This is a genomic window from Klebsiella sp. A-Nf5 (assembly GCF_002810545.1).
Lineage (GTDB): Bacteria > Pseudomonadota > Gammaproteobacteria > Enterobacterales > Enterobacteriaceae > Klebsiella > Klebsiella variicola.
The window spans coordinates 40345-66663 of sequence record NZ_PIOG01000131.1 but is presented as its reverse complement, the minus strand read 5'-3'; the positions used below and the strand labels follow the sequence as shown (position 1 = coordinate 66663).

Sequence of the window (26319 nt, the reverse complement as noted above, 5' to 3'; positions counted from 1 at the left end):
AATGAACGAAATTTTTCCATTAGCAAGCGCCGCCGGGATGACCGTCGGCCTTGCCGTTTGCGCGCTCGCCATCGGCCTGGTCCTGGCGATGCTCTTTGCGGTACTGGAGTCAGTGAAATGGCGTCCGGTAGCCTGGCTTGCAACCGGCATTGTGACCATTCTGCGCGGACTACCGGAAATTCTGGTGGTACTGTTTATCTATTTCGGCTCTTCCCAGCTGCTGCTGACGCTCTCTGACGGTTTCACCATCCCGCTCGGGTTCACGCAGATCCCGGTGCAGATGCAGATTGAGAACTTTGACGTCAGTCCGTTCCTCTGCGGGGCGATCGCCCTGTCGCTGCTGTATGCCGCCTACGCCTCGCAAACGCTGCGCGGCGCGCTGAAAGCGGTTCCGCAAGGGCAGTGGGAGTCCGGCCAGGCGCTGGGACTGTCGAAAGCCGCGATTTTCTTCCGCCTGGTGATGCCGCAGATGTGGCGCCATGCCCTGCCCGGTCTCGGTAACCAGTGGCTGGTGCTGCTGAAGGACACCGCGCTGGTGAGCCTGATCAGCGTCAACGATCTGATGCTGCAGACCAAAAGCATCGCCACTCGCACTCAGGAACCCTTTAACTGGTATATCATTGCGGCGGCAATCTATCTCGTCATCACCCTGTTGAGTCAATACATCCTTAAGCGGATTGACCAGCGTGCGACACGCTTCGAACGGAGACCAGGCTGATGCTCGACTACTTACCCGAACTGCTGAAAGGGCTTCATACCAGCCTGACGCTGACCGTGGCGTCGATTATCGTGGCGCTGATCCTGTCGCTGATTTTTACCATAATCCTGACGCTGAAAACGCCGGGGCTGGTGTGGATAGTCCGCGGCTATATCACCCTGTTTACCGGTACGCCGCTGCTGGTGCAGATCTTCCTGATTTACTACGGCCCCGGACAGTTTCCTTCGCTACAGGATTATCCGTGGCTGTGGCATCTTATCTCCGAACCGTGGCTGTGCGCCCTGATCGCCCTGTCGCTCAACAGCGCCGCCTACACCACTCAGCTGTTTTATGGCGCCATCCGGGCGATCCCCGACGGGCAATGGCAGTCGTGCAGCGCGCTGGGGATGAGTAAAAAGGATACCCTGGCGATCCTGCTGCCCTATGCTTTTAAGCGTGCGCTGTCGTCCTATTCCAACGAAGTGGTGCTGGTTTTCAAGAGTACCTCTCTGGCCTATACCATCACCCTGATGGAAGTGATGGGACACGGCCAGCTGCTGTACGGACGCACCTACGACGTGATGGTGTTCGGCGCCGCCGGGATTATCTATCTCATCGTCAACGGACTGCTGACGCTGCTGATGCGCCTGGTGGAACGTAAAGCGCTGGCCTTCGAGCGACGTAACTAGCACCTGAGCCTTACTGCATAAAAAGCAAACAACAAGACGGACAAGTCTAACACCTGTCCGTCTTTTTTTATGCCATTAAAAATACTTAATCATTTTTATTGCATATAAATTCATTTAATGGCATTGTCACTCTATGCCGCAGACACGGCGAATAATCATAAGATTGACAGACGGGAGTTCCACGATGAAAAAGTTAGTTCTGGCTGCACTGCTCACCACGTTCACCTTCGGCGCTGCCGCCGCAGAGAAAATCAGCTTCGGCGTGTCCGCGACCTATCCGCCGTTTGAATCGATGGATGCCAATAATCAGATTGTTGGTTTCGATCTCGACCTGGCCAAAGCGCTGTGCAAACAAATGCAGGCAGAATGTACTTTTACCAACCACGCGTTTGACAGCCTGATCCCGGCGCTGAAATTCAAGAAATATGATGCGGTGATTTCCGGAATGGATATCACGCCGGAGCGGAGCAAGCAGGTGGCCTTCACCGACCCGTACTACGCCAACTCCGCGCTGGTGATCGCCAAAAAAGACGCGTTCCATTCCTTCGATGACCTGAAAGGCAAACGGATTGGCATGGAAAACGGCACTACTCACCAGAAATATCTGCAGGATAAACATCCTGAGGTGAAGACCGTCGCCTATGACAGCTACCAGAATGCGATTATCGATCTGAAAAATGGTCGTATCGACGGCGTGTTCGGCGACACGGCGGTGGTCAACGAGTGGCTGAAAACCAACCCGCAGCTGGGCGCAGCCACGCCGAAAGTGACGGATCCGCAATACTTCGGCACCGGACTCGGCATTGCTGTGCGCCCGGATAACAAGGCGCTGCTGGAGAAACTGAACGCCGCGCTGAAAGCGATTAAGGCCGACGGTACCTACCAGAAAATCAGCAATCAGTGGTTCCCGGAGTAACTTTTTTGCCGGGTGGCGCTGCGCTTACCCGGCCTACTCTTTCCCCGTAGCCGGGTAAGGCGTATCCGCATCCGGCAATGTCTCAAAGTGGCACGAAGAACCTGAACCGCGCCCCGCTTACCGACTCCACCAGTCTGATACCGCCTCCGTGCAGCTCCAACATTCGTTTCACAATCAGCAGCCCTAACCCGCCGCGCTCCTCCCGCGATGCCTGGGTAGACAACGCCGACGGCCTCTGGAACAGATCGTCGCGCAGCGCGGCGTCGACGCCCGTTCCGTTGTCTGCCACTTCCACCTGGAGCTGTTGATCCTCCTGCCAGACCGCCAGACGGATCTCCCCGCCGACGGGAGTATGCCGCATCGCGTTATCGAGCAGGTTGGTCACCACCCTCTCAATCATCGACACATCGGCGTTAATCAGCGGCAGCGGTCCCGGCACATCAATATGCAGGTTCACCTCGCGCGTGCGGGCAGTTAATTCAAACTTCTGTGCGACATCGGAGATCAGCTCCCCCATCGCGAAACGCTCGCGCTGTGGCTTAATGCCCCCGTGCTCCAGTCGCGCCAGCTCAAACAGCTGCTGCGAGAGATGGCGCACTTTGTTGCCCTGACGCAGGGCGATGGTGAGATATTGCCTGCGCTCCTCGGCAGTCAGCCATTCGTCCTTCAGGGTCAGCGTTTCCAGATACCCCAGCAGCGATGTCAGCGGCGTGCGCAAATCGTGGGAGATATTGGCCACAAATTCGCGGCGCTGGCGGTCGTTGTCGGCCAGCCGATCCCACTGGCCGGCTATCTGCTGCGCGAGGTCAATAAAACGATTCTCGAGCATCGCCACCTCGTTACCTGGCTGCGGCTCCGGCGTACGGGCCGCCAGGGTTTTGATGGCGCTGATGCTGTCCTGACCGCTCGCCGCGACCTGGGCGGTGAGCAGGCGGACCGGCCGGGTGACCCAAAACCATGCCAGCCCCCCTACCAGAAGGCCAAACAAGGCCACCAGCAGCAGCGTCCACAGAACAATGCTCCACAGCGTTTTTTGCCAGGCGTCGGCCGCCAGCTGATTAAACGTCTCTCCCTGCAAAATGATATACAGGTAGCCGCGCAGCTGCCCGTCAACGCGCAGCGGGGCGGCGCTGAAGACTTTTCGTCCGTCGAGACTACGCGGATCGTCGCCATACACCGGCGACGCACTGCCGGTGAGAAAAGCCTGCACCGGCGCCATGTCGATACGCTGGCGCTGGATATGTCCCGGCGGCGCCGCATCGGCCAGCAGGTCGCCATCCGGCGACAGCAGATAGAGCTCCACGCTGGGATTAAAGGTCATCAGGCGGTCAAATAACGACTTCAGGGTTTGTCGGTTGACCTCGCCGTGGGCGTCCACCAGCGGCTCGCGGGCCACAATCTGCTGAGCCAGCCCGGCGGAGAGGCGCTGCACCATGGCGTTGCCATACTGCGCGCTGCTGTGTAACTGAACGGCGCACACTGCCGCCGCGCACAGTATCAGCAGGGAGACCACCACCAGCGCCAGCCGCTGGCTGAGGCTTAAGCGGCGGATCACGGGGCGGCCTCTTGCGACACCGGGGCGAACTTATAGCCTTTACCCCAGACGGTAAGAATGATGTCCGGCTCCGCCGGATCACGTTCGATTTTGCTGCGCAGGCGGTTGATATGGGTATTAACCGTGTGCTCATAGCCCTCGTGCTGATATCCCCAAACCTGCTCCAGCAGCGCCAGCCGCGAAAACACCTCACCGGGATGGCGGGCGAAGTAATAGAGCAGATCGAATTCGCGCGGCGTGAGGTCCACCACCTCGCCGCGCAGCTTCACTTCGCGCGACAGCGGATCGATGCTCAGGCCATGGCAGGACAGGCGCCCGGCGTCCATCAGCAGGTTCTGCCCCATCGCCTCCTGGCGACGAAACAGCGCTTTGACGCGGGCAATGAGCTCCAGCAGCGAAAAGGGTTTCGCCAGATAGTCATCGGCCCCCATCTCCAGGCCCAGCACGCGGTGCATTTCACTGGTGCGGGCGCTGATGATAATCACCGGCAGGTAGCGGGTCATCTGGCGGATACGCCGGCAGATCTCCAGGCCATCGACGCCGGGCAGCATCAAATCGAGGATCACTGCATCCCAGACCTGTTTTTCCAGCTGGACAAGGGCCTGGTCGCCGTCGGCTTCATGCACAATCTGATAGCCCTCATCCTGAAGATTGAGCCGCAGCAGCGTGGCAATATCCTCGTCATCTTCCACCAGCAGAATGGTTTTGGCCATTAGATTCCCCCCACCAATAACAAAACATGCAGCGCCAAGCTTACCTGATTTCAGCGGCGCAAAGCCTTCACATTTTGTTTAAACTTCGCGGACCAGCAGGGTCAGCACTTCGTAGTGCGCGGTGTGAGGGAACATATCAAATAACTGGACCCGCTCAACGCGGTAGCCGCGAAGACGGGCAATATCGGTCGCCATAGTGCGGGCGTTACAGCTTGAATAGATGATATAGGGCGGCGCCATGCGGCTTAAGTAGTCGCACAGTTCAGCGCCAATGCCGCGGCGCGGCGGGTTGACCAACACCAGCTGCGGGATATCCGCTTCATGAGTGGCGAACTGCGTCGAGTCCAGCGCCTGAAAATGCAAATTGCTGAGCCCCAGCTGTGCGGCAGACTGCCTGGCGCAGGCGATCGCTTCCGGAGCGATCTCTATACCGGTCAGGCGCATCGCCGGCGTCGCGCAGTGCAGGCCAAATCCCCCGACGCCGCAAAACAGATCCCACATATGCTGGACCGGCAGCGCGCGTACCCAGTCGCGGGCGGTGGCATACAGCCGACTGGCTACCGCCGGGTTAGTCTGAAAGAAGCTTTGCGGGCGGATCCACAGCGGCACCTCGTTAAAGACTTCCCCCAGCGCCTGCTGTTCGGTGAAGAAGATCTCCTGCTCGCCTTCCATGATTGCCATATGCACCGGCTGGATATTCGCCGTGATCACGCTGAGCTGCGGGAGCTGCGCCTGCAGCCACGGCAGCGCGGCGCGCAGCTGAGCCAGCTTGGCCTCTGAGCGCAGTACGAAGCGCAGCATCATCTCCCCCTGCTGGCTGGCGGTCAGCAGCAGATATTTCAGCTCCCCGCGCTTGCGGGCGACGTTGTAGGGCGTTAACCCGGCGCGAGCGATAAAGGGTTTCAGGGCAGCAAACACCGGCGCAAACGCTGAAGGATAGAGCGGGCAGTCGGTGAGATCCACCGGGGTGCCATCGCGATGCAGCATCCCCAGCAGCGGACGTTCAACGCTGCCGCTGACCACCATCTTGGCCTTGTTACGAAAGGCCGTCTCTGGCCCGCTGACCGGCTCGCCCCAGGCAGCGACCGGGATCGCCGCCAGCAGCGTGCGCAGATCGGCCATTTTATCGGCGAGCTGTTGCGGGACCGGCCGCTCCAGCCATTGACAGGAGCGGCAGCGGCCGGCGTCGTAGAGTGCGCAATGCATAATTGACCTTCAAAAATCCAGGGGCGGGGATTGTATCACCGTTATTGCAGGCGGAAAAACCGACGACAGTTTGCTGGCACAAACAGCAGCGTCAGGACCAGCAGATCCGGCAGTTTTTGCATCACCAGCGAGTGGAAAATCTCCCGTTTTGATTCGCCGGGAATGCTGAACAGTTCCGGATATCCGTAGCCCAGCGACGCCGCCCACAGGTAGCCGGCGGCGATAATCTGCGTCAGCAGATAGACCCAGCGCGCCCAATTGCGCCCTTTCACCAGCGAGAAGGCGCACCAGATTTCGACAAATACCAGCGCCAGGCTGCCGAGGAAGACCAGCGTCAGGTTCCAGGTCTGGACGCTGCGGTGAATGAATTCGTATAACCCCTGCAGACCCAACAGATTGAGGATCATCAGCAGATCCAGAGCACGAATCAAAATAATAGCAAAGGCCGCCACCTGCACCAGCGCAGGGACGTTAAGGCGGGCATGAGATGAGCGAGTTTTCGTAAACAATCCCAACGTAATGTCTTCCATGAAAACGGCGCCACAGGGTGGCGCCGACAGGAGGCTGCTGTACCGATTTTAGGTGGTTCAGCCTTGTCTTGCACGCTGGATATCGCGCACTCGCTGCTTTTCTGCGCGAGCCATCAAATACCAGGCGATAAAACCAACAATACCGACCACGCCAAGGATGAGCGTCGCCAGGGCGTTAATCTCCGGGTTGACCCCCATGCGCACGCTGGAGAAGACCAGCATCGGTAACGTCGTGGCCCCGGGGCCGGAGACAAAGCTGGCGATAACCAGGTCATCCAGCGACAGCGTGAAGGCCAGTAGCCAGCCGGAGATCACCGCCGGCATAATCATCGGCAGCGTGATGACGAAAAAGACCTTCAGCGGTGCCGCCCCCAAATCCATTGCCGCCTCTTCAATCGAGTGGTCCAGCTCGCGCAAACGCGAGGAGATCACCACCGCCACGTAGGCGGTACAGAAGGTGACGTGCGCCAGCCAGATGGTCAACATCCCGCGGTCCGACGGCCAGCCAATGGCATGCCCTAGCGCCACGAACAGCAGCAGCAGCGAGAGACCGGTGATCACGTCCGGCATGACCAGCGGCGCGGTGATCATAAATGCGAAGCCGTTAGACCCGCGAAAGCGTCCAAAGCGCACCATCACCACCGCGGCGATGGTACCGAGGATCGCCGCCGCCGTCGCCGCGCAGGCGGCGATGGTCAGGCTCAGCCCTACCGCGCTCATCATCGCATCATCGTGGAACAATTCGCTATACCAGCGCGTCGACCACCCGGCCCAGACCGTCACCAGTTTCGAGCTGTTGAACGAGTAGATCACCAGCATCAGCATCGGGGCATAGAGGAAGGTGAACCCGAGCACGAGGATCAGAATGCGCCACGGCGAGCGTACTACCGGCAAGTCGTTCATCCCTGCTCTCCCATCTGTTTTTGCTGGTGCTTGTGGAACCACATGATCGGCACGATCAGCAGCAGTAGCATGACAATCGCCACCGCCGAGGCGACCGGCCAGTCGCGGTTGTTAAAGAACTCCTGCCACAGCACGCGGCCAATCATAATGCTATCGGGGCCACCCAGCAGTTCCGGGATCACGAACTCCCCCACCGCCGGGATAAACACCAGCATGGAGCCGGCGATAATGCCGCCTTTGGTGAGCGGGACGATCACCTGGAAGAAGGTCTTCAGCGGCCGGGCGCCGAGATCCAGCGAGGCCTCCACCAGCGAATAGTCGATGCGGGTCAGCGCGGTGTAGATCGGCAGCACCATAAACGGCAGGTAGGCATACACGATACCGATATACACCGCCAGGTTGGTGTGCAGGATCTCCAGCGGCTGATCGATAACCCCTAACCACAGCAGGAAGTTATTCAACACGCCGTTGCTTTTCAGCAGCCCCATCCAGGCATAGACGCGGATTAAGAATGACGTCCACGACGGAAGGATCACCAGCAGTAGCAGAATATTGCGCGTCGACGGCTTGCTGTGCGCCACCGCCCAGGCCAGCGGATAGCCCAGCAGCAGGCAGCAGATCGTCGATATGCCCGCCACCTGCAGCGACTGGAGATAAGCTTCAAAATAGAGCGGATCGTCGGTCAACTGCAGGAAGTTGGCAAAGTTGAGGGTCAGCGTCAGCTGGCCATCCGCCCACTCCATCAGTTCGGTGTAGGGAGGGATCGCCCGCGCCATCTCGGCAAGGCTTATCTTGAACACGATCAGGAACGGCAGCATAAACAACAGGATCAGCCACAGATAGGGCAGCGCAATCACCAGCTTGCGGCCATGCGCCATCTGCAGGCGTGCCACCCACAATGCGAAACCGCCCGGTTTTTTCTCCCCTGACGGGGATTCAACGGTACTCATCGCCCTCTCCTTACACCGTCAGCACTACGCAGCTGTCAGCATCCCAGCATAAACGCACCTCATCACCCCAGGTGGGCGTCCCTTTCCGATGGCGGTGTTCATTCTGCAGCTGGGCACTGATCATCTGCCCGCTTTGCAGGCGCACATGATAGATAGAGAGATCCCCCAGATAGGCGATATGTATCACTTCGCCGACGGCAAAATTGTAGCCGTCCGCTGGTGGTTCTTCGCACAGCATGATCTTCTCCGGGCGCAGCGCCACCCAGACCGGCACGTTGTCCACCACCGACGCGTCGGGGTCGACCTTTAGCGGGTGCACCAGTCCTGGCGAACTCAACACCAGGCCATCCTCCAGACGCTCCTTCACCAGGCCTTCAAAGACGTTTACCGAGCCAATGAACTCAGCGCTGTAGCGGGTGGTCGGGTGCTCGTAAATCTCTTCCGGTTCGCCAATCTGCACAAACTTGCCGCGGTTCATGATGGCGATACGGCCCGCCATGGTCATCGCCTCTTCCTGGTCGTGGGTCACCATTACGCAGGTCACGCCAACGCGTTCAAGGATATCCACCACCTCAAGCTGCATGCGATCGCGCAGCTTTTTGTCCAGCGCGCCCATCGGCTCATCGAGCAGCAGCAGCTTCGGCCGTTTCGCCAGGCTACGCGCCAGCGCGACACGCTGGCGCTGGCCGCCAGAGAGCTGGTGCGGCTTGCGTTTGGCATACTCCTGCATATGTACCAGGGCCAACATCTCCTGCACCCGGGCGGTGATTTCCGCTCTGGGCAGGCGATCCTGCTTCAGGCCGAAGGCGATATTCTGCTCAACGGTCATATGGGGAAACAGGGCGTAGGACTGGAACATCATATTGATAGGCCGCTGATAGGGCGGCACGCGCGCCAGATCCACGCCGTCGAGCATAATCTGCCCGGCGGTCGGTTGTTCAAAGCCCGCCAGCATGCGCAGCAGCGTCGACTTCCCGCAGCCTGATGCACCCAGCAGAGCAAAAATTTCGCCTTTGTAGATAGTGAGACTGACGTCGTCGACCGCGTGCTGGCCATCAAACGACTTGGTTAAGTTACGGATTTCCAGTAGCGGGGTCAGCGCTTTGGGGGCTTTCGCCTGTGGGCGGGGCATTACGTCGTTCAATCGGGTGCTCTCCGGCAAAAAAACGATCACCATATGGTCCGGTGCCATACTTCGTGCTTAACAGTGCAATTGCACCATCCTGGTGCTTCTGCTCGCCGGGCGCGCTGCCATTTCCCGGCGAGTGCAGATCTGATTCGGCCCGTGTTCGACGGGCCGTCAGAGATTATTTGCCGCTCTTCACTTTGGTCCATGCGCGGGTGCGCACGCGGTCAATCTTCGGATCCTGCACCTTCAGCGTGAACAGTTTGGCGAACACATCCGCTGGCGGATAAATCGCCGGGTTGTTACGGATAGCCTCGCTGACCAGCGGTGTGGAGGCCTTGTTGCCGTTGGCGTAGAACACCTGGTCGCTGATTTTAGCGATCACATCCGGGCGCATCAGATAGTTAAGGAACTGATAGGCTTCATCTTTATTCTTGGCGTCGGCCGGCATGGCAAAGACATCAAAGAACGCCAGCGCGCCTTCTTTCGGAATAAAGTAGGAGACGTTGACGCCATTTTTCGCCTCTTTCGCGCGGTTGGCCGCCTGCCAGACATCCCCTGCCCAGCCGATCGCCACGCAGATATCGCCGTTGGCAAGATCGTTAATATATTGCGAAGAGTGGAAGTAGCGAATGTTCGGCCGCAGCTTCAACAGCAGATCGGTGGCCGGGCCGGTGTAATCATCCGCTTTGCTGCTGTTAGGATCCTTGCCAAGGTAGTTCAGCACGGTGGCGAAAATCTCTTCCGGCGCGTCGAGGAAGGAGACGCCGCAGCTTTTCAGTTTTTCGAGGTTCTCCGGCTTCAGCACCAGATCCCAGCTGTCTACCGGCGCATCTTTGCCGAGGACCGCTTTCACCTTATCCACGTTGTAGCCAATACCCGTCGTTGCCCACAGATAAGGCACCGCGTATTTATTCTCCGGGTCATGCTTGGCGACCAGCTTCAGCACTTCGGGGTCAAGGTTCTTCCAGTTGGGCAGCTTGCTCTTATCCAGCGGCTGGAACACGCCCGCCGCCAGCTGGCGCTCAAGGAAGCTTGCCGACGGTACCACCAGGTCGAAACCGGTGCTGCCGGCCATTAATTTGCCTTCCAGTACTTCGTTGGAATCAAAAACGTCATACACGACTTTAATCCCGGTCTCTTTTTCGAAATTCGCTACCGTGTCCGGCGCAATATAATCAGACCAGTTATAAACATGCAGGGTTTTTTGTTCGGCGGCGAGCGAACCGGCAGAGACGGCCATCAGCGCACCCGTAACCAGACCTGTTAACCATTTTTTACCAAAGGCGGTCATATCTCTTATCCTTCTCAACGCCCGTTAATTTACGGGCTCAAATATACGCATTTCAACGCATGCAAGAATCATGCATATTTTTTCATTGCCTGAGAAAAGGAGAGCGGATCTCTCCCGGAGTGGTTGCTCGCAACTGGAAGCATCGCCAGAATAACTGTAGCCAGAATAAGAGGCTATAGCCCAGGTAAAAAAACGCCTTTTATCAAATTTTTATGCAATAACGGTCTACGTGATAAGCCAAAACGGCCTGAATGGCGGTGAATAATGCTTTAAGAGAAGGTTAAACGCAGAATAAAAGCGGGTAATACGCAGCCGCTGCGGTAGTGGCTGCGCTAATTTTAGGCGGCTTTAGTGAAGAAAATGGTATTGCACGTTTTCCGCCGCGGGCTCTTCCTCTTCACCTTTGTACAGCAGCTGATTAGCGCCGGCTTCGAGGATCACCATCGAGATCTGCTCTTCACTTTGGCGGAAGAACCAGGCGAACTGATCCATGGTCACTCCTGGACCGATAGACAACGACTGGCAGACCACCAGCTTGGGTAAGTTATCGTCCTGAATATCGATAAAGGCCTTCACGGTTAACGAGCTGGCGTTGATGGCCGAGAGATCCGCCGACAGCGCCAGCAGGGCAGACGGCTTCACCTCCGCGAGGGCGGAAAAGAGCACCACGTTGTCCACCAGGTCAATTTTGGCATCAAAAATACCGTCGAAATTCTGCATATGCGGCAGGTGCAATGCCTGACAGGAATCGCACTCAAAAAAGCTGATGCCGATCTCATCCAGCCAGCGACGTAGCGTATCCAGACCTGGAACGACCAGTGAATCCATAGTGCCTGTGACCTCTTACAATGGAAAAACGACGCCATAGCTTACGCAAAAAAAGCGCCGCATACCATGACAGACTTGCATCCGGCGGCTAGCCGCCTATTTTCAAACAGAATTCCGGCGTCGCCTGGCGCTCGATCCAGGCGATCATCTTGCTGGCGATGTCCACGCCGGTGGTGGTTTCCACCCCTTCCAGCCCCGGCGAGGCATTCACCTCCATCACCAGCGGCCCGCGGGTGGCGCGTAAAATATCGACACCGGCGACATCGAGCCCAAGGGTTTGCGTCGCCTTGATGGCAATCGCCCGCTCCTCGTCGCTAATCTGCGCCACCGTGGCCATGCCGCCGCGGTGCAGGTTAGAACGAAAGTCGCCCTCTTTAGCCCGCCGTTCGATCGCCGCTACCACCTCATTGCCGACCACCAGGCAGCGAATATCGCAGCCTTTCGCCTCGGCAATATATTCCTGCACCAAAATATGCGCATTCAGCCCGCGAAAGGCGTCGATCACGCTCTCCGCCGCCTGACGGGTCTCCGCCAGCACCACGCCGATCCCCTGGGTGCCTTCCACCAGCTTCACCACCAGTGGTGCCCCACCCACCATGGCGATCAGGTCGCTGGTGTCATCGGGGGAGTGAGCGATGCCGGTCAGCGGCAGATCGATGCCCTGGCGCGCCAGCAGCTGCAGCGAGCGCAGCTTATCGCGAGCGCGGGTGATGGCGACCGACTCATTCAGCGGATAGCTTCCCAATAGCTCAAACTGACGCAAAGCCGCGGTGCCATAGTAGGTGATCGCCGAGCCAATCCGCGGGATCACCGCATCAAAATGCGGTAGCTGACGCCCTTTGTAGTGGATGGACGACGCCACCGGACTGACGTTCATATAGCAGGAAAGCGGATCGAGGATCTCGACCTGATGCCCGCGCTGTTGCGCCGCTTCGCGCAGGCGTCGACATGAATAAAGCGTTCCATCCCGGGATAATATGGCAATTTTCATCCTGCACCTCTGCGAAAAGACCCGCTCTGGCGGGCCTCAGCTATCGAACACACTTTCACCTTTCCTGCGGCCAGCGGCGGATACCGCCTGGCCGGAGCAGCAGTGTACACGTAATCAGCGTGTTGCCCACCCCTGCTTATGCAGATAGTCGAGAATAAACGGACGACTCTCTTTCACGATAGTGCGACGGATATGATCGCTCCAGGTATCGCGGCGGGCGTTGCTGCCGCGCGACAGATAATAGTGCGCCAGCTGTTCGTCATAGTCCGCCAGCAGCGCGTTATCCAGCGGCTGATAGTGGTTCTCATGCACCAGCATGGCGGCCGGCATCCGCGGCTTGATGTCCGGGTTATCCGCCGGCCAGCCAAGGCAAAGACCGAACAGCGGCAGGACGTGCTGCGGCAGCGCCAGCAGCGCCGTCACCGCCTCAATGTTGTTGCGCAACCCGCCGATATAGACGCCACCCAACCCGAGGGACTCGGCGGCAATCAGCGCGTTTTGCGCCAGCAGCGCCGTATCGACGACGCCGATCAGCAGCTGTTCCGCCAGCCCCAGCTGCGCCTGTGGGCAAATCTGCAGGTGGCGGTTAAAGTCGGCGCAGAAGACCCAAAACTCCGCCGCCTGGGCGACGTGCTGCTGGCCGCCGGTCAGCGGGACCAGTTGCGCACGCAGCGCTGGGTCAGTAATACGGATGATGGAGGTGCACTGTAAAAAACTCGAGGTAGATGCCGCTTGCGCGCTGGCGATAATCTCTGCGCGCTGTTCGTCGCTCACGGGCGCATCGGTGAAGTGGCGGATGGAACGATGGCTGCGCAGCAGCTCAATGGTCGGCGTCATTGCGTTTTTCTCTGTCAGACAAGGATTCAGGCTTTGGAGAGTGCGTTAACTGCGGGGCCACGATCTGCGCCACTCGCCACATGACAGCGATGGCGGCAGGGATCATCAGCATAATCCCGGCAAAGATCATCACCAGCGCCGCAGTCGGACTGGCAATGGGCTCAGGCAGCTGGACATACTGGTTAAGCGAGAGCCAGGCAAGGGTTAACAGCCCCATCCCGAGGATCTCAACCAGCAGAATGCTTTTCGGCAACGGGGCAAATTTTCGCATCACGCCTCTCCGGTTGATAAGCGCGGCGCATCAGACAATCCCACTGCGCCGCCGGGTCAGTATACGGGTTTTGATAGTACGACATTTATCAAACATAGCCGTAAACCATCGAAGCAAAAGGCAGAACCTTCTTTCCCTCCCCGGTCAATGCAGGCATCATAAGCGCCATTCGCCATCCGGCTGAGGTTTAAGGAGAGAAGCAATGTTTACCGTTATTTTTGGTCGTCCAGGCTGCCCTTACTGCGTTCGCGCCAAAGAGCTGGCAGAAAAACTGACCAACGAGCGTGATGACTTTAACTACCGTTACGTGGATATTCACGCCGAAGGCATCAGCAAAGCTGACCTGGAAAAAACCGTCGGCAAACCGGTTGAAACCGTACCGCAGATTTTCGTCGACCAGAAACACATCGGCGGTTGCACCGATTTCGAAGCCTGGGCGAAAGAGAACCTCGGTCTGTTTGCCTGAGCCAATTTATTTGCTCGATGAGTGACTGCGCCAGGTATCAAGCCAGGCGCAGATAAACAAAAAGCACAACGCCCCGAGCGCGCACCAGAACACCGCGCTCAGTACCCACGCCATCTCCTGCCAGAACGTTCTGTGCGTCACGAAGAACAGCCGCATCGTCACCATACAGACCGGCGCCGCCAGCATCGCACCCAGCAAAGGGCGCAGCACCCGCTGTCCGGGAGAGAGGCAGCTCGCCGCCGCCCCTGGCAGCAAAAAGAAGAGCAGGCCCAGCTCCGGGTTGCCGCTGGCGCGAAAGGCCCCTTTCATATGTAATAGCAGCGATAAGCACACCACAATGAACAGAACGAAGCCGCAGATAATACCGGCCCAACTACGCTCAGACTTCACCGTATCCTCCTGATGTTGCCTCTAACTCACGTCCACGTCGCCCAGTCAGATAAAGCATTTCGGCAATCCATGCCAATAACTCCCCTACCAGCCTAAAAACGATTGTCACTAGCCGCCGCATCCAGGAAGGATTAAACTAGCGGGTATATTTTTGCTGGTTATAACAGGGTGCCAGAATAGGTTCGCCACAACGCGAACGCCTGAGCAACCTTAGACCAAATAACCATTTCCTTCAACAACTTACTAGTAAATGAGAAGTTGGCTTTCGTGAATATAAACGTCGCAGATTTGTTAAACGGGAATTACATCCTGTTATTATTCGTTGTACTTGCATTAGGACTATGCCTGGGAAAACTGCGTCTCGGCTCAGTACAACTTGGTAATTCCATTGGCGTTTTAGTCGTTTCTCTCTTATTAGGTCAGCAGCATTTCGCGATTAACACTGATGCCCTTAATCTCGGCTTTATGCTGTTTATTTTTTGCGTCGGCGTGGAAGCCGGGCCCAACTTTTTTTCCATTTTTTTCCGCGACGGCAAAAACTACCTGATGCTGGCGCTGGTGATGGTCGGCAGCGCGATGCTGATCGCCACCGTGCTGGGCAAAGTGTTCGGCTGGGATATTGGTCTTACCGCCGGTATGCTGGCGGGCGCCATGACCTCCACCCCGGTGCTGGTGGGCGCGGGCGACACCCTGCGCCATTTCGGTCTGCCCAGCGATCAGCTGGCGCAGTCGCTTGACCATCTGAGCCTCGGCTATGCCCTGACCTACCTGGTCGGCCTGGTGAGTCTGATCGTCGGCGCCCGCTATATGCCCAAGCTGCAGCATCAGGATCTGCAGACCAGCGCCCAGCAAATCGCCCGCGAGCGCGGCCTCGATACCGATTCAAAACGTAAAGTGTACCTGCCGGTGATCCGCGCCTACCGCGTTGGCCCGGAGCTGGTGGCCTGGGCGGATGGCAAAAATCTGCGCGAACTGGGTATTTATCGCCAGACCGGCTGCTATATCGAACGCATCCGCCGCAACGGCATTCTGGCCAACCCGGACGGCGACGCGGTGCTGCAGATGGGCGACGATATTGCGCTGGTGGGCTATCCGGACGCGCACGCCCGCCTCGACCCGAGCTTCCGTAACGGCAAAGAGGTATTCGACCGCGATCTGCTCGACATGCGCATCGTCACCGAAGAGATTGTGGTCAAAAACCACAACGCCGTCGGCCGCCGCCTGGCGCAGCTGAAGCTCACCGACCACGGCTGCTTCTTAAACCGGGTTATTCGCAGCCAGATTGAAATGCCTATCGACGATAACGTGGTGCTGAACAAAGGCGACGTGCTGCAGGTCAGCGGCGATGCCCGTCGCGTAAAAACCGTGGCCGACCGCATCGGCTTTATCTCCATTCACAGCCAGGTGACCGACCTGCTGGCCTTCTGCGCCTTCTTTATCGTCGGCCTGATGATCGGCATGATCACCTTCCAGTTCAGCTCTTTTAGCTTCGGCATCGGCAACGCCGCCGGCCTGCTGTTTGCCGGCATTATGCTTGGCTTCCTGCGCGCCAACCACCCAACCTTCGGCTATATCCCGCAGGGAGCGCTGAACATGGTGAAAGAGTTTGGCCTGATGGTGTTTATGGCCGGGGTCGGACTCAGCGCCGGGGCCGGGATCAATAACGGTCTGGGCGCCGTCGGCGGTCAGATGCTGGCGGCAGGGCTTATTGTCAGCCTGTTGCCGGTAGTGATCTGCTTCCTGTTCGGCGCCTATGTGCTGCGCATGAACCGGGCGATGCTGTTTGGCGCCATGATGGGCGCCCGCACCTGCGCCCCGGCAATGGAGATCATCAGCGATACCGCGCGCAGCAACATTCCGGCGCTCGGCTACGCAGGCACCTACGCCATTGCCAACGTGCTGCTTACCCTTGCCGGGACGCTCATCGTGATCATCTGGCCAGGGCTACAATAAATTTTTGAGAAAAAAGCCGTCACAGGCAGAACTTTTTCTCAGGGCATCAGTCATAAGTAATGCCACTGCTTTTCTTTGATGTCCCCATTTTGTGGAGCCCATCAACCCCGCCACTTCGGTTCAAGGTTGATGGGTTTTTTGTTGCCTGCATTTAGCCATTACGGGTGAAACGCCGCCTCAGCGCCCCTCTTCCTGCGCCCTCTCCCCCGCCAGCTGCCCAACCAGCAGCCGGATTGCCGCCTTCGACAGCGGCGCGCGGTCGGTGACAAAGTGCAAGGTCATCCCTTCAATAAAGGCGTCAAGACCGCGGGCGGTGTCAGCAGCGAACCATTGCTCCAGCGTCTGCTGGCTGCGCCGCATCCAGTTCTGCATCACCCCCTTTAGCGCCGGCTGGCTGCTGCAGAACGCGTACAGCTGGTACATCAGCTCCATATTGCGCGCCGTGGTCACCTGGGCGCTGAAGATCAGCTCCGCGATGGCATCGCAGGCTTGTTCCCGGTTCGTTACCCCGGCAAAGCATTGCTGATACTGCGCCGACATCTCGGCGGTAAACAGGCTGAACGCCTCCTCAACCAGCGCCTCGATGCCGCTGAAATAATAGGTCAACGACCCCAGCGGCACATTCGCGCAGAGGGCGATTTTGCGGTGCGTCACCGCCTGGACGCCGTGCGCCGCGATGGTGTCCAGCGTCGCCTGCAGGATGCGCTCGCGGCGCTGCGGATCGTTCGGTCTACGGGCCATAATTTTCCTCTTCCGGTTTATGTACAAATGTACACATGCTTGCTACTGTTGTCTTCACTCTTCTCCTTTAAGGCGTTTACGGATGACGACGCAAACCTCGCGCAGAGCGCTCCAGCTTCGGCTTTGGGCGCTGTTTATGTTCTTTTTCATCCCCGGCTTATTAATGGCCTCCTGGGCCACCCGCACGCCGGCGATCCGCGATCAGTTGATGCTTTCTACGGCAGAAATGGGCGTGGTGCTGTTTGGTCTGTCGGTGGGGTCGATGAGCGGTATTCTCTGCTCAGCGTGGCTGGTGAAGCGCTTTGGTACCCGCAAGGTCATCCGCACCACCATGTCCTTCGCCGTACTCGGCATGCTGGTGCTCAGCCTGGCGCTGTGGGTCTCTTCCGCCCCGCTGTTCGCCTTCGGCCTGGCCATCTTTGGCGCCAGCTTTGGCTCCGCAGAAGTCGCTATTAACGTCGAAGGCGCGGCCATCGAGCGGGAGATGAATAAAACGGTGCTGCCGATGATGCATGGCTTCTACAGCTTTGGCACCCTGTTCGGCGCCGGGGTGGGCATGGCAGTGACCGGATTCGGCCTGCCTGCCGCCCCGCACATCCTGGCGGCTGCGCTGGTGGCTATCCTGCCCATCGCCATTGCCATCCGCGCCATTCCCGATGGCACCGGTAAAAATGCCGCCGAAGCCGCCCACGGTGAGGCGAAGGGTCTGCCGGTATGGCGCGACGCGCAGTTGCTGCTGATCGGGGTCATCGTCCTGGCGATGGCCTTTGCCGAAGGTTCGGCCAACGACTGGCTGCCGCTGCTGATGGTGGACGGCCACGGCTTTAGCCCCACCTCCGGCTCGCTGATCTATGCTGGCTTCACCCTCGGGATGACGCTGGGCCGCTTTACCGGCGGCTGGTTTATCGATCGCTACAGCCGGGTGACGGTGGTCCGCGGCAGCGCGGTGATGGGCGCCCTGGGTATTGGCCTGATCATCTTCGTCGATAACCCCTGGGTGGCGGGCATCTCGGTACTGCTGTGGGGCATCGGCGCCTCGCTCGGCTTCCCGCTGACCATCTCCGCCGCCAGCGATACCGGGCCGGACGCGCCCAAGCGCGTCAGCGTGGTGGCGATCACCGGTTATCTTGCTTTCCTCGTCGGGCCGCCGCTGCTGGGCTTCCTCGGCGAACACTTCGGCCTGCGCAGCGCCATGATGGTGGTGCTGGGTCTGGTCATGGTGGCGGCACTGGTCGCCCGCGCGGTGGCTAAGCCACAATCTGAACCCGTTATGGAGAACAGCTAATGAGCATCAAACTGATTGCGGTGGATATGGACGGCACCTTTTTAAGCGATGCCAAAACTTACAACCGGCCGCGCTTCCTCGCCCAGTACCAGCGAATGCGTGAACAGAATATTCGCTTCGTGGTCGCCAGCGGCAACCAATATTATCAGCTGATCTCCTTTTTCCCGGAGATCGCCCATCAGATCGCCTTTGTGGCGGAAAACGGCGGCTGGGTGGTGAGCGGCAATGAAGACGTCTTCAACTGCCAGCTGCCGGCCCACCATTTCAACGCCGTGGTCGATCATCTGCAGACCCTGCCGAATATCGAAATCATCGCCTGCGGGAAGCGCAGCGCCTACACTCTCAACCGCTATAACGACGCGCTGAAGACGGTGGCGGCGAAGTATTATCACCGCCTCGAACTGGTGGATGATTTTAACCACCTTGATGACGCGATCCTCAAATTTGGTCTCAATGTACCGGACAGCCTGATCCCGGAAATTCAGCCGAAGCTGCACGCGGCGCTGGGGGATATGGTCACCGCGGTGGCCACCGGCTACGGCAGTATTGACTTAATTATGCCTGGGGTGCACAAAGCCAACGGCTTGCGCATTTTGCAGCAGCGCTGGGGCATTGAGGATCATGAGGTGGTGGCGTTCGGCGATAGCGGCAATGATATCGAGATGCTGCAGCACGCCGGATTTGGCTTTGCCATGGCCAACGCCCGGGAAGACGTCAAAGCTGTCGCCAGCCATCACGCGCCGCACAACAACGAAGAAGGCGTGCTGCAGATTATTGATAAGGTGTTAAATCGCGAAGCGCCGTTCGCCTGATAAGACCCCGGATGCGAGCGCATCCGGGTTTGCCACCGGTTACGCCTGCTGCGAATTGCCGACGCTTTTATCTTTCAGGAAGTAGATCATCAGCCCCAGCCACAGTACCCCGCCCAGCAGGTTAAACAGGCTGAACAAGCCGTTGCCCCCCAGCTCATAAGCATGTTTGCTGAGCTCGATGCCGACAGTGAAGATCAGCATCTGCAGCATTCCCATCGCCGCCGAGACCGTGCCTTTGCTCATCTCGCTGGCGAACAGCGTTAAGCGCACCAGCCCGGCATTCGCGAGGCCAATTCCGAAGGCGTAGAAGCTCAGGCCAGCGGTCATCCACAGATAAGCGTGGGAAGAGACCACGGTCGCCGCCGCGGAGAGGATCAGACCAAACATGATCGGCCAGCCGCCCATGATAATCAGCGAGCGCACGGTACGGCGCGAAGTGAGGCGCGCCAGCACCAGGTTACCGGCAATCAGCGCGCCGAAAATCGGCACCTGCAGCATGCCATACTCATAGCTGGTGGCCTGTTCGCCGCTGATAATAATGACCGGCGACTGGGCAATCCACGCCAGCAACGGCAGGCTGACAAAGCCCGTCGCCAGCGCGCCAGCGACGAAGCGCAGGTTTTTCAGCACCAGGCGATAATCGCGACCCAGCTCTTTGACCGACAGTTTTTCGCCCAACCGCGTCGCGGTTTCCGGCATCGCCCGCTGCAGCCCGACGAACGAGATGGCCGCCAGCACGGCGAACAGGACGAACATCATCTCCCACGGCAGCACGTGCACCCAGGCAGCGCCCACCAGCGGCCCCAGCAGCGGAGCAATCAGCGCCACGTTGGCCATCAGGGCGGTGATTTTGATGCACACAGCCTCCTCAAAAGACTCCTGGATCGCCGCATAGCCTACCGCGCCGATAAAGCACAGGCTGATCCCCTGCAGGAAGCGCAGCAGGGTAAACTGCTCAATGGTCTGCGCCAGCAGCGTCGCCAGGCAGGTGACGATAAACCACACCACCCCGGTCAACATCACCGGGCGGCGGCCAATACGGTCCGACAGCGGCCCCAGCAGCCACTGTAAAAACATGCCGCCGGCCAGATAGGCGGTCATCGAGGTAGGTACCCATTCGTTGCCCACCTGAAACTCCTGCACCACGGCCAGCATACCCGGCTGGATCATATCGTTGCCGATATAGGTGGAAAACTCGTACAGCACCAGACATAACGGGAACAGCAACGCCTGCCTTCCGAGGCGGCGGCCTGAAAGCGAATAATTTTGCATGAAATCTCTTATCTATCAAAAATCGCGCAAAGTTTAATGAAACTCCCGGCGCGGAGATAGTGAATTGTGGGTGACACCGCACAATATTGCGAATTGCGCGATTGCGAATTGCGCGCCGCCGTCCGGACTCTCCCCCTGCTATTCAGCCTGCGTATATATTCCGTTTATGTTTCAGCAATGTGACAAACGATATACTGACGCTTTTCAGGGTGTTAGCGCGGCTTCTCAACATGCGCTAATTCATAACAACCTGATCTTTAAGACAATGCTGCTTTATCTCCGCACCGCTTTTTTTTAGGGTAGGCGGCTTATTTGCTATCGGACCAACGAGCCTGGAAGTCTATGCTGGAAAATATTAACTACGCGCTGTTCGCCCTGATCAACGCGACGCCGGCCTCGCCGCAGTGGGCCATTGAGGTGGCGATCCTGATCGCCAAAGATCTGATTCTGATCGTGCCCTTGCTGGTAGTGACATTATGGCTGTGGGGGCCTGCCCAGCGGCAGATGGTGTTTAAGCTGATGCTGGCGCTAATGATTAGCCTGACCGTGTCGTGGGCGATCGGCCACCTCTATCCGCACGATCGGCCGTTTGTCGCTGGCGTGGGCTATAACTTCCTGCATCACGCGGCGGACGACTCCTTCCCCAGCGATCACGGCACCGTCAGCTTTACCTTTGCCCTGGCTTTTCTGTTCTGGCACCGCCTGTGGTCCGGCGCCCTGCTGATGGCCATTGCCACCGCCATCGCCTGGTCCCGCGTCTATCTCGGCGTACACTGGCCACTGGATATGGTCGGCGGTCTGCTGGCCGGAATGTGCGGCTGCCTTGGCGCGGCGCTGATCTGGCATACGTTCGGCCCGGCGCTGTATCGCCAGTTGCAGCGACTGTATCGTCTCTGCTTCTCCTTGCCGATCCGCAAAGGCTGGGTACGCGGCTAAACGCCAGCTGTCGCTGCGGCCACCGCGTGACTAACCCGTAAGCGACAGGTAAAATCCCGCTAACGCCCTGCCCCCGCAGGGCGATTTTAGCGCAGAGGGAATATGGAAACTCGCCGTGACGAACGTATCAGTCAGCTCATTCAGGCACTCAAGCGCAGCGATAAGCTGCATCTGAAAGAAGCCGCCTCCCTGCTTGGGGTCTCGGAAATGACCATTCGTCGCGACCTTAATGGCCATAGCGGCCCGGTTGTGCTGCTCGGCGGATACATTGTGCTGGAGCCGCGCAGCGCCACCCATTACCTGCTCAGCGATCAAAAAACCCGGCTGGTCGAGGAAAAACGCCGCGCCGCTCGCCATGCAGCCGCGCTGCTGGAGGCCCATCAGATGGCCTTCTTCGACTGCGGGACCACCACGCCGTGGATCATTGACGCCATCGATGATGCCCTGCCCTTCACCGGCGTCTGTTACTCCCTGAATACCTTCCTGGCCCTGCAGGAGAAACCGCAGTGTCGCGCGGTCCTGTGCGGTGGGGAATTTCACGCCAGCAACGCGATTTTTATGCCGCTGAGCCTTGAGGATACCCTCAGCCATCTGAGCCCCGACATCGCCTTTTACTCGGCGGCAGGCATTGACTGCGAGCAGGGGGCGACCTGCTATAACCTGGAGGAGCTGCCGGTCAAGCACTGGGCGATGCGTCACGCGCGCTACCATGTGCTGGTGGTCGACCACAGCAAGTTTGGCAAAGTGCGTCCGGCGCGCATGGGGGCGTTAGCGAAATTTGACGTGATCGCCAGCGATATCTGCCCGGATGATGAGCTGGTCGCGCTGGCGAAGGCGCAGCAGATCTCCCTGCTGTATTGAGGCGTCACTGACCGCGCCCCGCCGGGCGCGGTCATGGCATCAGGAGAACCAGCTGCCGAACCAGCCGTGCAGTTTCATCAGCACGAAGTCGATCATCCGGCTGAAGAAGCCGCCCTCTTTCACCGGCTCCATGACGATCAGCGGGCGCTGTTCGATGGTTTTATCATTCAGCTTAAAGTCGATAGTCCCGACCACCTGCCCCTTCTCCAGCGGCGCGGTAAGCTGCGGCTGATTTAAGGTGTAGCTGGCTTTCAGGTTTTTCAGCTGGCCCTTCGGCAGGGTAATAGAGCCCGCCTCGCCGGCTCCCAGTTTCGCTTCGCTGCTGTCGCCAAACCACACGCGCTGGGTGACGAAGGTGGCATCGGGTTTAATCGGCGTCACGGTTTCATAGAAGCGGAAGCCCCAGGTCAGCAGTTTTTCAGACTCGTTAAAGCGAATACGGTCAGTTTTGGTCCCCAGCACCACGGCGATCAGACGCATATCGCCCTGGGTGGCTGAGGAGACCAGGTTATAGCCGGCCCCGGCGGTGGTCCCGGTTTTCACGCCATCGGCGTTGAGGTTGGTGCTCCACAGCAGACGGTTGCGGTTCGGCTGGCGAATTTTATTGAAGGTAAACTCTTTCTCTTTATGTACCGCGTACTCTTCCGGCACATCGTGGATCATCGCTTTGGTCAGCAGCGCCATATCGCGGGCGGTACTGAACTGACCCGGCGCATCAAGGCCGTGGACGGTCATAAAGGTGGTGTTGGTCAGCCCCATTTTTTTGGCATAGCCGTTCATCAGGCTGACGAATGCGTCCTGGCTGCCCGCCACGTAGTCGGCAATCGCAATGCTGGCGTCGTTACCGGACTGAATAATGACCCCTTTGTTCAGATCTTCCACCGAGACCTGCATGCCGGGCTTGAGGAACATCACCGATGAGCCGCGCAGCGCCGGGTTGCCGGTCGCCCAGGCATCACGTCCGACGGTCACCATATCGGTGAGCTTGATTTTTCCCGCTTTTATCGCCTGCCCCACCACGTAGCTGGTCATGATCTTCGTCAGACTGGCCGGGTCGAGTTTTTCATCGGCATTGCCTTCGCTGAGCACCTTCCCGCTGGCGTAGTCCATTAGGATCCAGGCGCGAGCGTCAATCGAAGGGGCGTCGGGGAGTTGTTCTGCAGCCTGCACCGCAGGTGCGACAAGAAATAACAGCGCGCAACCTGCAGCGAGGCCGCGAAGGGAAAAAGCGTCATGCATCATAAGAGCCACCCAAGTATCCTTTCCAAACAAAATATGCCGCACCACTCTGACCGCGCCGCAGCAACCGGTGAGTAAAGCGTACAAATGACCTTAAAGAAACAGCGAGTTGGTAAAGTTTTTAAAGTTTACGCAATAACGTGCCGCTGTGCTTTAATCAGAACAACTTTTTTGATCGTGATTGCCTAAATATTAACTTTATCCCAACATGATCGCCGATCGCGCTGCAACGGCAGTGAAACAAACTCAGGAGCGAAAATGATTACACTGTGGGGACGTAATAACTCGACCAACGTGAAGAAAGTACGCTGGGTGCTGGAGGAGTTGGATCTTCCTTATGAGCAGATCCTCGCCGGGCTGGAGTTTGGTCTCAATCATGACCCGGAATATCTGGCGATGAACCCGAACGGGCTGGTGCCGCTGTTAAAAGACGATGCCACCGGGGTGGTGTTGTGGGAATCAAATACCATTATTCGCTACCTTGCCGCGCAGTACGGCGTCGATCGCCTGTGGCTGACCACGCCGGCGCAGCGTGCGCAAGGGGAAAAATGGATGGACTGGTCCAACGGCACGCTCTCTCCCGCCCATCGCCCGGTATTAATGGGTCTGGTCAGGACGCCGCCGGAGCAGCGCGACCCGGCGGCCATCGCCGCGGGGATCAGCGCCTGTGAATCGCTGTTTGCCATGCTTGATGACGAACTGGCGAAAACGCCATGGCTCTCTGGCGAGCACTTCGGCCTTGGCGATATTGCCGTTGCCCCCTTTGTCTACAATCTGCTGGAGATCCTCGATACCTGGCAACCGCGGCCCCATCTGCAGCGCTGGTATCAGCAGATTAGCCAGCGCCCCGCCTGGCACGAGGTCGTGAAGATCCCGGTCACCTGAGGTTAACCCTCCGGGCTCAAACGCAACAGTTCGCCGTTAGACTCGTCGGTTAATACGTACAGATAGCCGTCGGGTCCCACGCGGACGTCGCGGATACGCTTCCCGCGCGCCTCCAGCAATCTCCCCTCCTCGCGGACCTGATTACCGTCCACCGATAAGACGATAAGCGACGTCTCCTTCAGCGCGCCGATAAACAGCTTATGCTGCCACTGGGGAAAGGTCTGCGCCGAGTAAAAGGCCATCCCACTCACCCCGGGGGAGACCGGCCAGACATACAGCGGGGGCTCGGTACCCGGGGCCGTCTTGCCCTTGGCCTCCGGGATCGGCAGGCCGCTGTAGTTAATGCCATGCGTCGCCAGCGGCCAGCCGTAGTTTTTCCCCGCCTGCGGGATGTTAATTTCATCCCCGCCGCGCGGGCCGTGCTCATTGAGCCACAGCGCGTCGCTCCATGGGTTCATCGCCATGCCCTGCGGATTGCGAATACCGTAGGCCCAGATCTCCGGCCTGGCGTCAGCCCGGCCGACAAAGGGATTATCCGGCGGAACGTCCCCCGCGTCCGTCAGGCGGACCACTTTCCCCTGCAGCTTGCTGAGATCCTGGGCGGTGGCGCGCTGATTGTTCTCTCCCAGACCGATAAACAGATACCCTTTGCCGTCGAACACCAGCCGGCCACCGAAATGATTGCCAACGGAGAGTTTCGGCTGCTGGCGAAACACCACGGTAAAGTTCGTCAGTTGGGTGGCATCCTCGCTTAACCGCCCGTAGCCTACCGCGGTGCCCGCTTTGCCACTGGCGTCGCTTTCCGCATAGCTCAGCCATACCCGTCGCGACTGCGCAAAATCCGGCGCCAGCGTTACTTCCAGTAAGCCGCCCTGGCCGTTGGCCCACACCTGCGGCACGCCGGATATCGGCGCCGACAGGCCTTTACCTGGCTGCCAGCGCTTGAGCTCGCCGCCGCGCAGGGTAATCAACATGCCCTGATCGTCGGGGAGAAACGCCAGACCCCACGGATGGGCCAGCCGGTTTTCCAATACCTCCACCCGCACCGCGGCCTGGCTTAACGCCGGCAGCGCTAAGGCGCTCAATATCAACAGCAGCGGGATCGGACGCATGGCATTCTCCTTTAGTCAGCTCTGCGCTAAAGGGTAGCCAGCGGGGAAAGTTGCGCGGGGATTTTTACATAACCTTTAACAGGGGAAGCGTCTACTTCCCCTGGGTTTCAGCCGATCAGGCATGGGTGATTGGCGCCAATTCATTCAATTTATGAATATTTGATGTCAATCCTGTCAGACAGCGTTCTAGCTTCTCTACGTTAACCGCAATGTACAGTGGGCAATCATGATGCCCGCTCATCAGGCATACTGCAGCGGCGGCGATGGACTCGCCAGCCAGGCGAAGGGCCTCCTTCTCCTCCGGTGAAATGACATTCTGCAGGCGCGGGGCCTGCGCACGCATTTCACGGCACAGCTCAAACAAGTTATCACGCAGATGGTCATTTTCGCTGACTGACATGTAGCCTTTGGCCTTTCGCAGCTGCAGATAGGCATCAATATCGATATTGGCATTGATGAGCTTCTGCAAAAGGTGGCGATATCGTCTGTCAACGGTCATCACAGTTCCTCCTCTGTCGTCCTTTACCCTTCTCATAATACGGTTATTTTTTGTGCAAAATGATGCGCCAGGTCAATTATTACCAAGCCTGTAACAGGCTTTACAATGTGACAACCTTACCGCTTTGTAGGATATATACCAAAGATAATGTTATACGATCACAATTAATTTCAAAAAGAAACCAACTTGCAATTATTGCCATTAAAAGGCGGAAATAGTGCTGCAATGATCACAATATATTACAGGCGCTATTGCGCGATCGTCAGTCAGAGTGCCATAACAAATCATTAATGTAATACGTATAACATTTCATAAAAACAGCGCTCGCGGATCGCTGATAATCTCTCTACCCGTTTGCAAGG

The 26319-nt window shown here is 58.3% G+C and carries 28 protein-coding genes; 10 read left to right on the top strand and 18 right to left on the bottom strand.

The window, feature by feature from the left end; genetic code table 11:
• Position 1: 1 nt before the first annotated feature.
• The 3 genes from artQ (at position 2) to artJ (ending at position 2302) form a co-directional block, all read left to right on the top strand.
• The gene (artQ, locus tag CWM53_RS12975) at positions 2-718 is read left to right on the top strand and encodes an arginine ABC transporter permease ArtQ (RefSeq protein ID WP_023288989.1); all 717 of its coding nucleotides are present in this window, start codon (positions 2-4) and stop codon (positions 716-718) included.
• Positions 718-1386 (top strand): arginine ABC transporter permease ArtM, encoded by a 669-nt coding sequence (artM, locus tag CWM53_RS12970; RefSeq protein WP_008805822.1) that lies wholly within the window; start codon positions 718-720, stop codon positions 1384-1386. Before artQ ends, artM begins: the two co-directional genes overlap by 1 nt.
• 184 nt (positions 1387-1570) lie before the next feature.
• Positions 1571-2302 carry an arginine ABC transporter substrate-binding protein ArtJ gene (gene artJ, locus CWM53_RS12965; RefSeq protein ID WP_008805821.1) on the top strand — a complete coding sequence of 244 codons (732 nt, stop codon included), beginning with the start codon at positions 1571-1573 and terminating at the stop codon, positions 2300-2302.
• Positions 2303-2384: 82 nt separating this feature from the next.
• Here the strand turns inward: artJ and CWM53_RS12960 are convergent, their stop codons facing one another.
• From CWM53_RS12960 to CWM53_RS12905, 12 genes are all read right to left on the bottom strand, one after another.
• Complete coding sequence (locus CWM53_RS12960; protein ID WP_100729799.1) at positions 2385-3857, bottom strand: ATP-binding protein; 1473 nt, start codon at positions 3855-3857, stop codon at positions 2385-2387.
• Positions 3854-4570: a response regulator transcription factor gene (locus CWM53_RS12955; protein ID WP_025712995.1), complete on the bottom strand. Its 717-nt coding sequence runs from the start codon at positions 4568-4570 to the stop codon at positions 3854-3856. Before CWM53_RS12955 ends, CWM53_RS12960 begins: the two co-directional genes overlap by 4 nt.
• A gap of 78 nt (positions 4571-4648) precedes the next feature.
• The gene (gene rlmC / locus CWM53_RS12950) at positions 4649-5776 is read right to left on the bottom strand and encodes a 23S rRNA (uracil(747)-C(5))-methyltransferase RlmC (RefSeq protein ID WP_100729800.1); all 1128 of its coding nucleotides are present in this window, start codon (positions 5774-5776) and stop codon (positions 4649-4651) included.
• Positions 5777-5817: 41 nt separating this feature from the next.
• Entirely contained in the window at positions 5818-6306 is a 489-nt protein-coding gene (locus tag CWM53_RS12945; protein ID WP_100729801.1) for a YbjO family protein, read from the bottom strand.
• A 57-nt stretch (positions 6307-6363) separates the two neighbouring features.
• Complete coding sequence (potI, locus tag CWM53_RS12940; RefSeq protein ID WP_002896372.1) at positions 6364-7209, bottom strand: putrescine ABC transporter permease PotI; 846 nt, start codon at positions 7207-7209, stop codon at positions 6364-6366.
• A complete protein-coding gene (potH, locus tag CWM53_RS12935; RefSeq protein WP_061155211.1) occupies positions 7206-8159 on the bottom strand; it encodes a putrescine ABC transporter permease PotH in 954 nt (317 codons plus the stop codon). Before potH ends, potI begins: the two co-directional genes overlap by 4 nt.
• A gap of 10 nt (positions 8160-8169) precedes the next feature.
• Positions 8170-9303 (bottom strand): putrescine ABC transporter ATP-binding subunit PotG, encoded by a 1134-nt coding sequence (gene potG / locus CWM53_RS12930; protein WP_074386615.1) that lies wholly within the window; start codon positions 9301-9303, stop codon positions 8170-8172.
• Between the two features lie 163 nt (positions 9304-9466).
• Entirely contained in the window at positions 9467-10579 is a 1113-nt protein-coding gene (gene potF, locus CWM53_RS12925) for a spermidine/putrescine ABC transporter substrate-binding protein PotF (protein ID WP_074386442.1), read from the bottom strand.
• 348 nt (positions 10580-10927) lie between these two features.
• Positions 10928-11407, bottom strand: a complete 480-nt coding sequence (locus CWM53_RS12920) for a YbjN domain-containing protein (protein ID WP_061155213.1) — start codon at positions 11405-11407, stop codon at positions 10928-10930.
• A gap of 88 nt (positions 11408-11495) precedes the next feature.
• Complete coding sequence (rimK, locus tag CWM53_RS12915) at positions 11496-12398, bottom strand: 30S ribosomal protein S6--L-glutamate ligase (protein WP_061155214.1); 903 nt, start codon at positions 12396-12398, stop codon at positions 11496-11498.
• 114 nt (positions 12399-12512) lie between these two features.
• Positions 12513-13235, bottom strand: a complete 723-nt coding sequence (gene nfsA, locus CWM53_RS12910; RefSeq protein WP_074386443.1) for a nitroreductase NfsA — start codon at positions 13233-13235, stop codon at positions 12513-12515.
• Positions 13219-13506 (bottom strand): YbjC family protein, encoded by a 288-nt coding sequence (locus tag CWM53_RS12905; protein ID WP_074386444.1) that lies wholly within the window; start codon positions 13504-13506, stop codon positions 13219-13221. The genes nfsA and CWM53_RS12905 overlap by 17 nt, the downstream gene beginning before the upstream one ends.
• A gap of 202 nt (positions 13507-13708) precedes the next feature.
• Here CWM53_RS12905 and CWM53_RS12900 point away from each other — a divergent pair, with 202 nt between their 5' ends.
• Positions 13709-13972, top strand: a complete 264-nt coding sequence (locus CWM53_RS12900) for a GrxA family glutaredoxin (protein ID WP_002896352.1) — start codon at positions 13709-13711, stop codon at positions 13970-13972.
• Positions 13973-13978: 6 nt separating this feature from the next.
• Here CWM53_RS12900 and ybjM read toward each other — a convergent pair whose 3' ends face one another.
• A complete protein-coding gene (ybjM, locus tag CWM53_RS12895; protein WP_008805811.1) occupies positions 13979-14362 on the bottom strand; it encodes an inner membrane protein YbjM in 384 nt (127 codons plus the stop codon).
• A gap of 267 nt (positions 14363-14629) precedes the next feature.
• Here ybjM and CWM53_RS12890 point away from each other — a divergent pair, with 267 nt between their 5' ends.
• On the top strand, positions 14630-16315 hold the full coding sequence (locus tag CWM53_RS12890) for an aspartate:alanine antiporter (protein ID WP_008805810.1): 1686 nt from the start codon (positions 14630-14632) through the stop codon (positions 16313-16315).
• 177 nt (positions 16316-16492) lie between these two features.
• Here the strand turns inward: CWM53_RS12890 and CWM53_RS12885 are convergent, their stop codons facing one another.
• Positions 16493-17056 carry a TetR/AcrR family transcriptional regulator gene (locus CWM53_RS12885; RefSeq protein ID WP_032735116.1) on the bottom strand — a complete coding sequence of 188 codons (564 nt, stop codon included), beginning with the start codon at positions 17054-17056 and terminating at the stop codon, positions 16493-16495.
• Positions 17057-17138: 82 nt separating this feature from the next.
• On the opposite strand from CWM53_RS12885, the gene CWM53_RS12880 reads away from it, so the two are divergent.
• Together CWM53_RS12880 and CWM53_RS12875 are read left to right on the top strand one after the other, a co-directional pair.
• Complete coding sequence (locus CWM53_RS12880) at positions 17139-18341, top strand: MFS transporter (RefSeq protein ID WP_008805808.1); 1203 nt, start codon at positions 17139-17141, stop codon at positions 18339-18341.
• On the top strand, positions 18341-19153 hold the full coding sequence (locus tag CWM53_RS12875; protein WP_074386445.1) for a Cof-type HAD-IIB family hydrolase: 813 nt from the start codon (positions 18341-18343) through the stop codon (positions 19151-19153). Before CWM53_RS12880 ends, CWM53_RS12875 begins: the two co-directional genes overlap by 1 nt.
• A gap of 39 nt (positions 19154-19192) precedes the next feature.
• Here the strand turns inward: CWM53_RS12875 and kdeA are convergent, their stop codons facing one another.
• Entirely contained in the window at positions 19193-20425 is a 1233-nt protein-coding gene (gene kdeA / locus CWM53_RS12870) for a multidrug efflux MFS transporter KdeA (RefSeq protein ID WP_008805806.1), read from the bottom strand.
• 342 nt (positions 20426-20767) lie between these two features.
• Here kdeA and ybjG point away from each other — a divergent pair, with 342 nt between their 5' ends.
• Positions 20768-21361 carry an undecaprenyl-diphosphate phosphatase gene (gene ybjG / locus CWM53_RS12860; RefSeq protein WP_074386446.1) on the top strand — a complete coding sequence of 198 codons (594 nt, stop codon included), beginning with the start codon at positions 20768-20770 and terminating at the stop codon, positions 21359-21361.
• A gap of 102 nt (positions 21362-21463) precedes the next feature.
• Complete coding sequence (deoR, locus tag CWM53_RS12855; RefSeq protein ID WP_004151717.1) at positions 21464-22222, top strand: DNA-binding transcriptional repressor DeoR; 759 nt, start codon at positions 21464-21466, stop codon at positions 22220-22222.
• Positions 22223-22261: 39 nt separating this feature from the next.
• On the opposite strand, the gene dacC is transcribed toward deoR, so the two are convergent.
• Positions 22262-23464: a serine-type D-Ala-D-Ala carboxypeptidase gene (gene dacC / locus CWM53_RS12850; RefSeq protein ID WP_004201290.1), complete on the bottom strand. Its 1203-nt coding sequence runs from the start codon at positions 23462-23464 to the stop codon at positions 22262-22264.
• A 255-nt stretch (positions 23465-23719) separates the two neighbouring features.
• Between dacC and CWM53_RS12845 the strand changes: the two genes are divergently transcribed.
• Positions 23720-24346, top strand: a complete 627-nt coding sequence (locus CWM53_RS12845) for a glutathione S-transferase family protein (RefSeq protein ID WP_074386447.1) — start codon at positions 23720-23722, stop codon at positions 24344-24346.
• A gap of 2 nt (positions 24347-24348) precedes the next feature.
• Here CWM53_RS12845 and CWM53_RS12840 read toward each other — a convergent pair whose 3' ends face one another.
• Entirely contained in the window at positions 24349-25458 is a 1110-nt protein-coding gene (locus CWM53_RS12840; RefSeq protein ID WP_100729802.1) for a PQQ-dependent sugar dehydrogenase, read from the bottom strand.
• 115 nt (positions 25459-25573) lie between these two features.
• On the bottom strand, positions 25574-25957 hold the full coding sequence (gene bssR, locus CWM53_RS12835) for a biofilm formation regulator BssR (protein ID WP_100729803.1): 384 nt from the start codon (positions 25955-25957) through the stop codon (positions 25574-25576).
• Positions 25958-26319: the final 362 nt, after the last annotated feature.

Coding starts and splice junctions, on each gene's coding strand:
- artQ (WP_023288989.1), top strand. CDS start 2: ATGAACGAAATTTTTCCATTAGCAAGCGCCGCCGGGATGACCGTCGGC.
- artM (WP_008805822.1), top strand. CDS start 718: ATGCTCGACTACTTACCCGAACTGCTGAAAGGGCTTCATACCAGCCTG.
- artJ (WP_008805821.1), top strand. CDS start 1,571: ATGAAAAAGTTAGTTCTGGCTGCACTGCTCACCACGTTCACCTTCGGC.
- CWM53_RS12955 (WP_025712995.1), bottom strand. CDS start 4,570: ATGGCCAAAACCATTCTGCTGGTGGAAGATGACGAGGATATTGCCACG.
- rlmC (WP_100729800.1), bottom strand. CDS start 5,776: ATGCATTGCGCACTCTACGACGCCGGCCGCTGCCGCTCCTGTCAATGG.
- CWM53_RS12945 (WP_100729801.1), bottom strand. CDS start 6,306: ATGGAAGACATTACGTTGGGATTGTTTACGAAAACTCGCTCATCTCAT.
- potI (WP_002896372.1), bottom strand. CDS start 7,209: ATGAACGACTTGCCGGTAGTACGCTCGCCGTGGCGCATTCTGATCCTC.
- potH (WP_061155211.1), bottom strand. CDS start 8,159: ATGAGTACCGTTGAATCCCCGTCAGGGGAGAAAAAACCGGGCGGTTTC.
- potF (WP_074386442.1), bottom strand. CDS start 10,579: ATGACCGCCTTTGGTAAAAAATGGTTAACAGGTCTGGTTACGGGTGCG.
- CWM53_RS12920 (WP_061155213.1), bottom strand. CDS start 11,407: ATGGATTCACTGGTCGTTCCAGGTCTGGATACGCTACGTCGCTGGCTG.
- rimK (WP_061155214.1), bottom strand. CDS start 12,398: ATGAAAATTGCCATATTATCCCGGGATGGAACGCTTTATTCATGTCGA.
- nfsA (WP_074386443.1), bottom strand. CDS start 13,235: ATGACGCCGACCATTGAGCTGCTGCGCAGCCATCGTTCCATCCGCCAC.
- CWM53_RS12905 (WP_074386444.1), bottom strand. CDS start 13,506: ATGCGAAAATTTGCCCCGTTGCCGAAAAGCATTCTGCTGGTTGAGATC.
- CWM53_RS12900 (WP_002896352.1), top strand. CDS start 13,709: ATGTTTACCGTTATTTTTGGTCGTCCAGGCTGCCCTTACTGCGTTCGC.
- CWM53_RS12885 (WP_032735116.1), bottom strand. CDS start 17,056: ATGGCCCGTAGACCGAACGATCCGCAGCGCCGCGAGCGCATCCTGCAG.
- CWM53_RS12880 (WP_008805808.1), top strand. CDS start 17,139: ATGACGACGCAAACCTCGCGCAGAGCGCTCCAGCTTCGGCTTTGGGCG.
- CWM53_RS12875 (WP_074386445.1), top strand. CDS start 18,341: ATGAGCATCAAACTGATTGCGGTGGATATGGACGGCACCTTTTTAAGC.
- kdeA (WP_008805806.1), bottom strand. CDS start 20,425: ATGCAAAATTATTCGCTTTCAGGCCGCCGCCTCGGAAGGCAGGCGTTG.
- ybjG (WP_074386446.1), top strand. CDS start 20,768: ATGCTGGAAAATATTAACTACGCGCTGTTCGCCCTGATCAACGCGACG.
- deoR (WP_004151717.1), top strand. CDS start 21,464: ATGGAAACTCGCCGTGACGAACGTATCAGTCAGCTCATTCAGGCACTC.
- dacC (WP_004201290.1), bottom strand. CDS start 23,464: ATGATGCATGACGCTTTTTCCCTTCGCGGCCTCGCTGCAGGTTGCGCG.
- CWM53_RS12845 (WP_074386447.1), top strand. CDS start 23,720: ATGATTACACTGTGGGGACGTAATAACTCGACCAACGTGAAGAAAGTA.
- CWM53_RS12840 (WP_100729802.1), bottom strand. CDS start 25,458: ATGCGTCCGATCCCGCTGCTGTTGATATTGAGCGCCTTAGCGCTGCCG.
- bssR (WP_100729803.1), bottom strand. CDS start 25,957: ATGACCGTTGACAGACGATATCGCCACCTTTTGCAGAAGCTCATCAAT.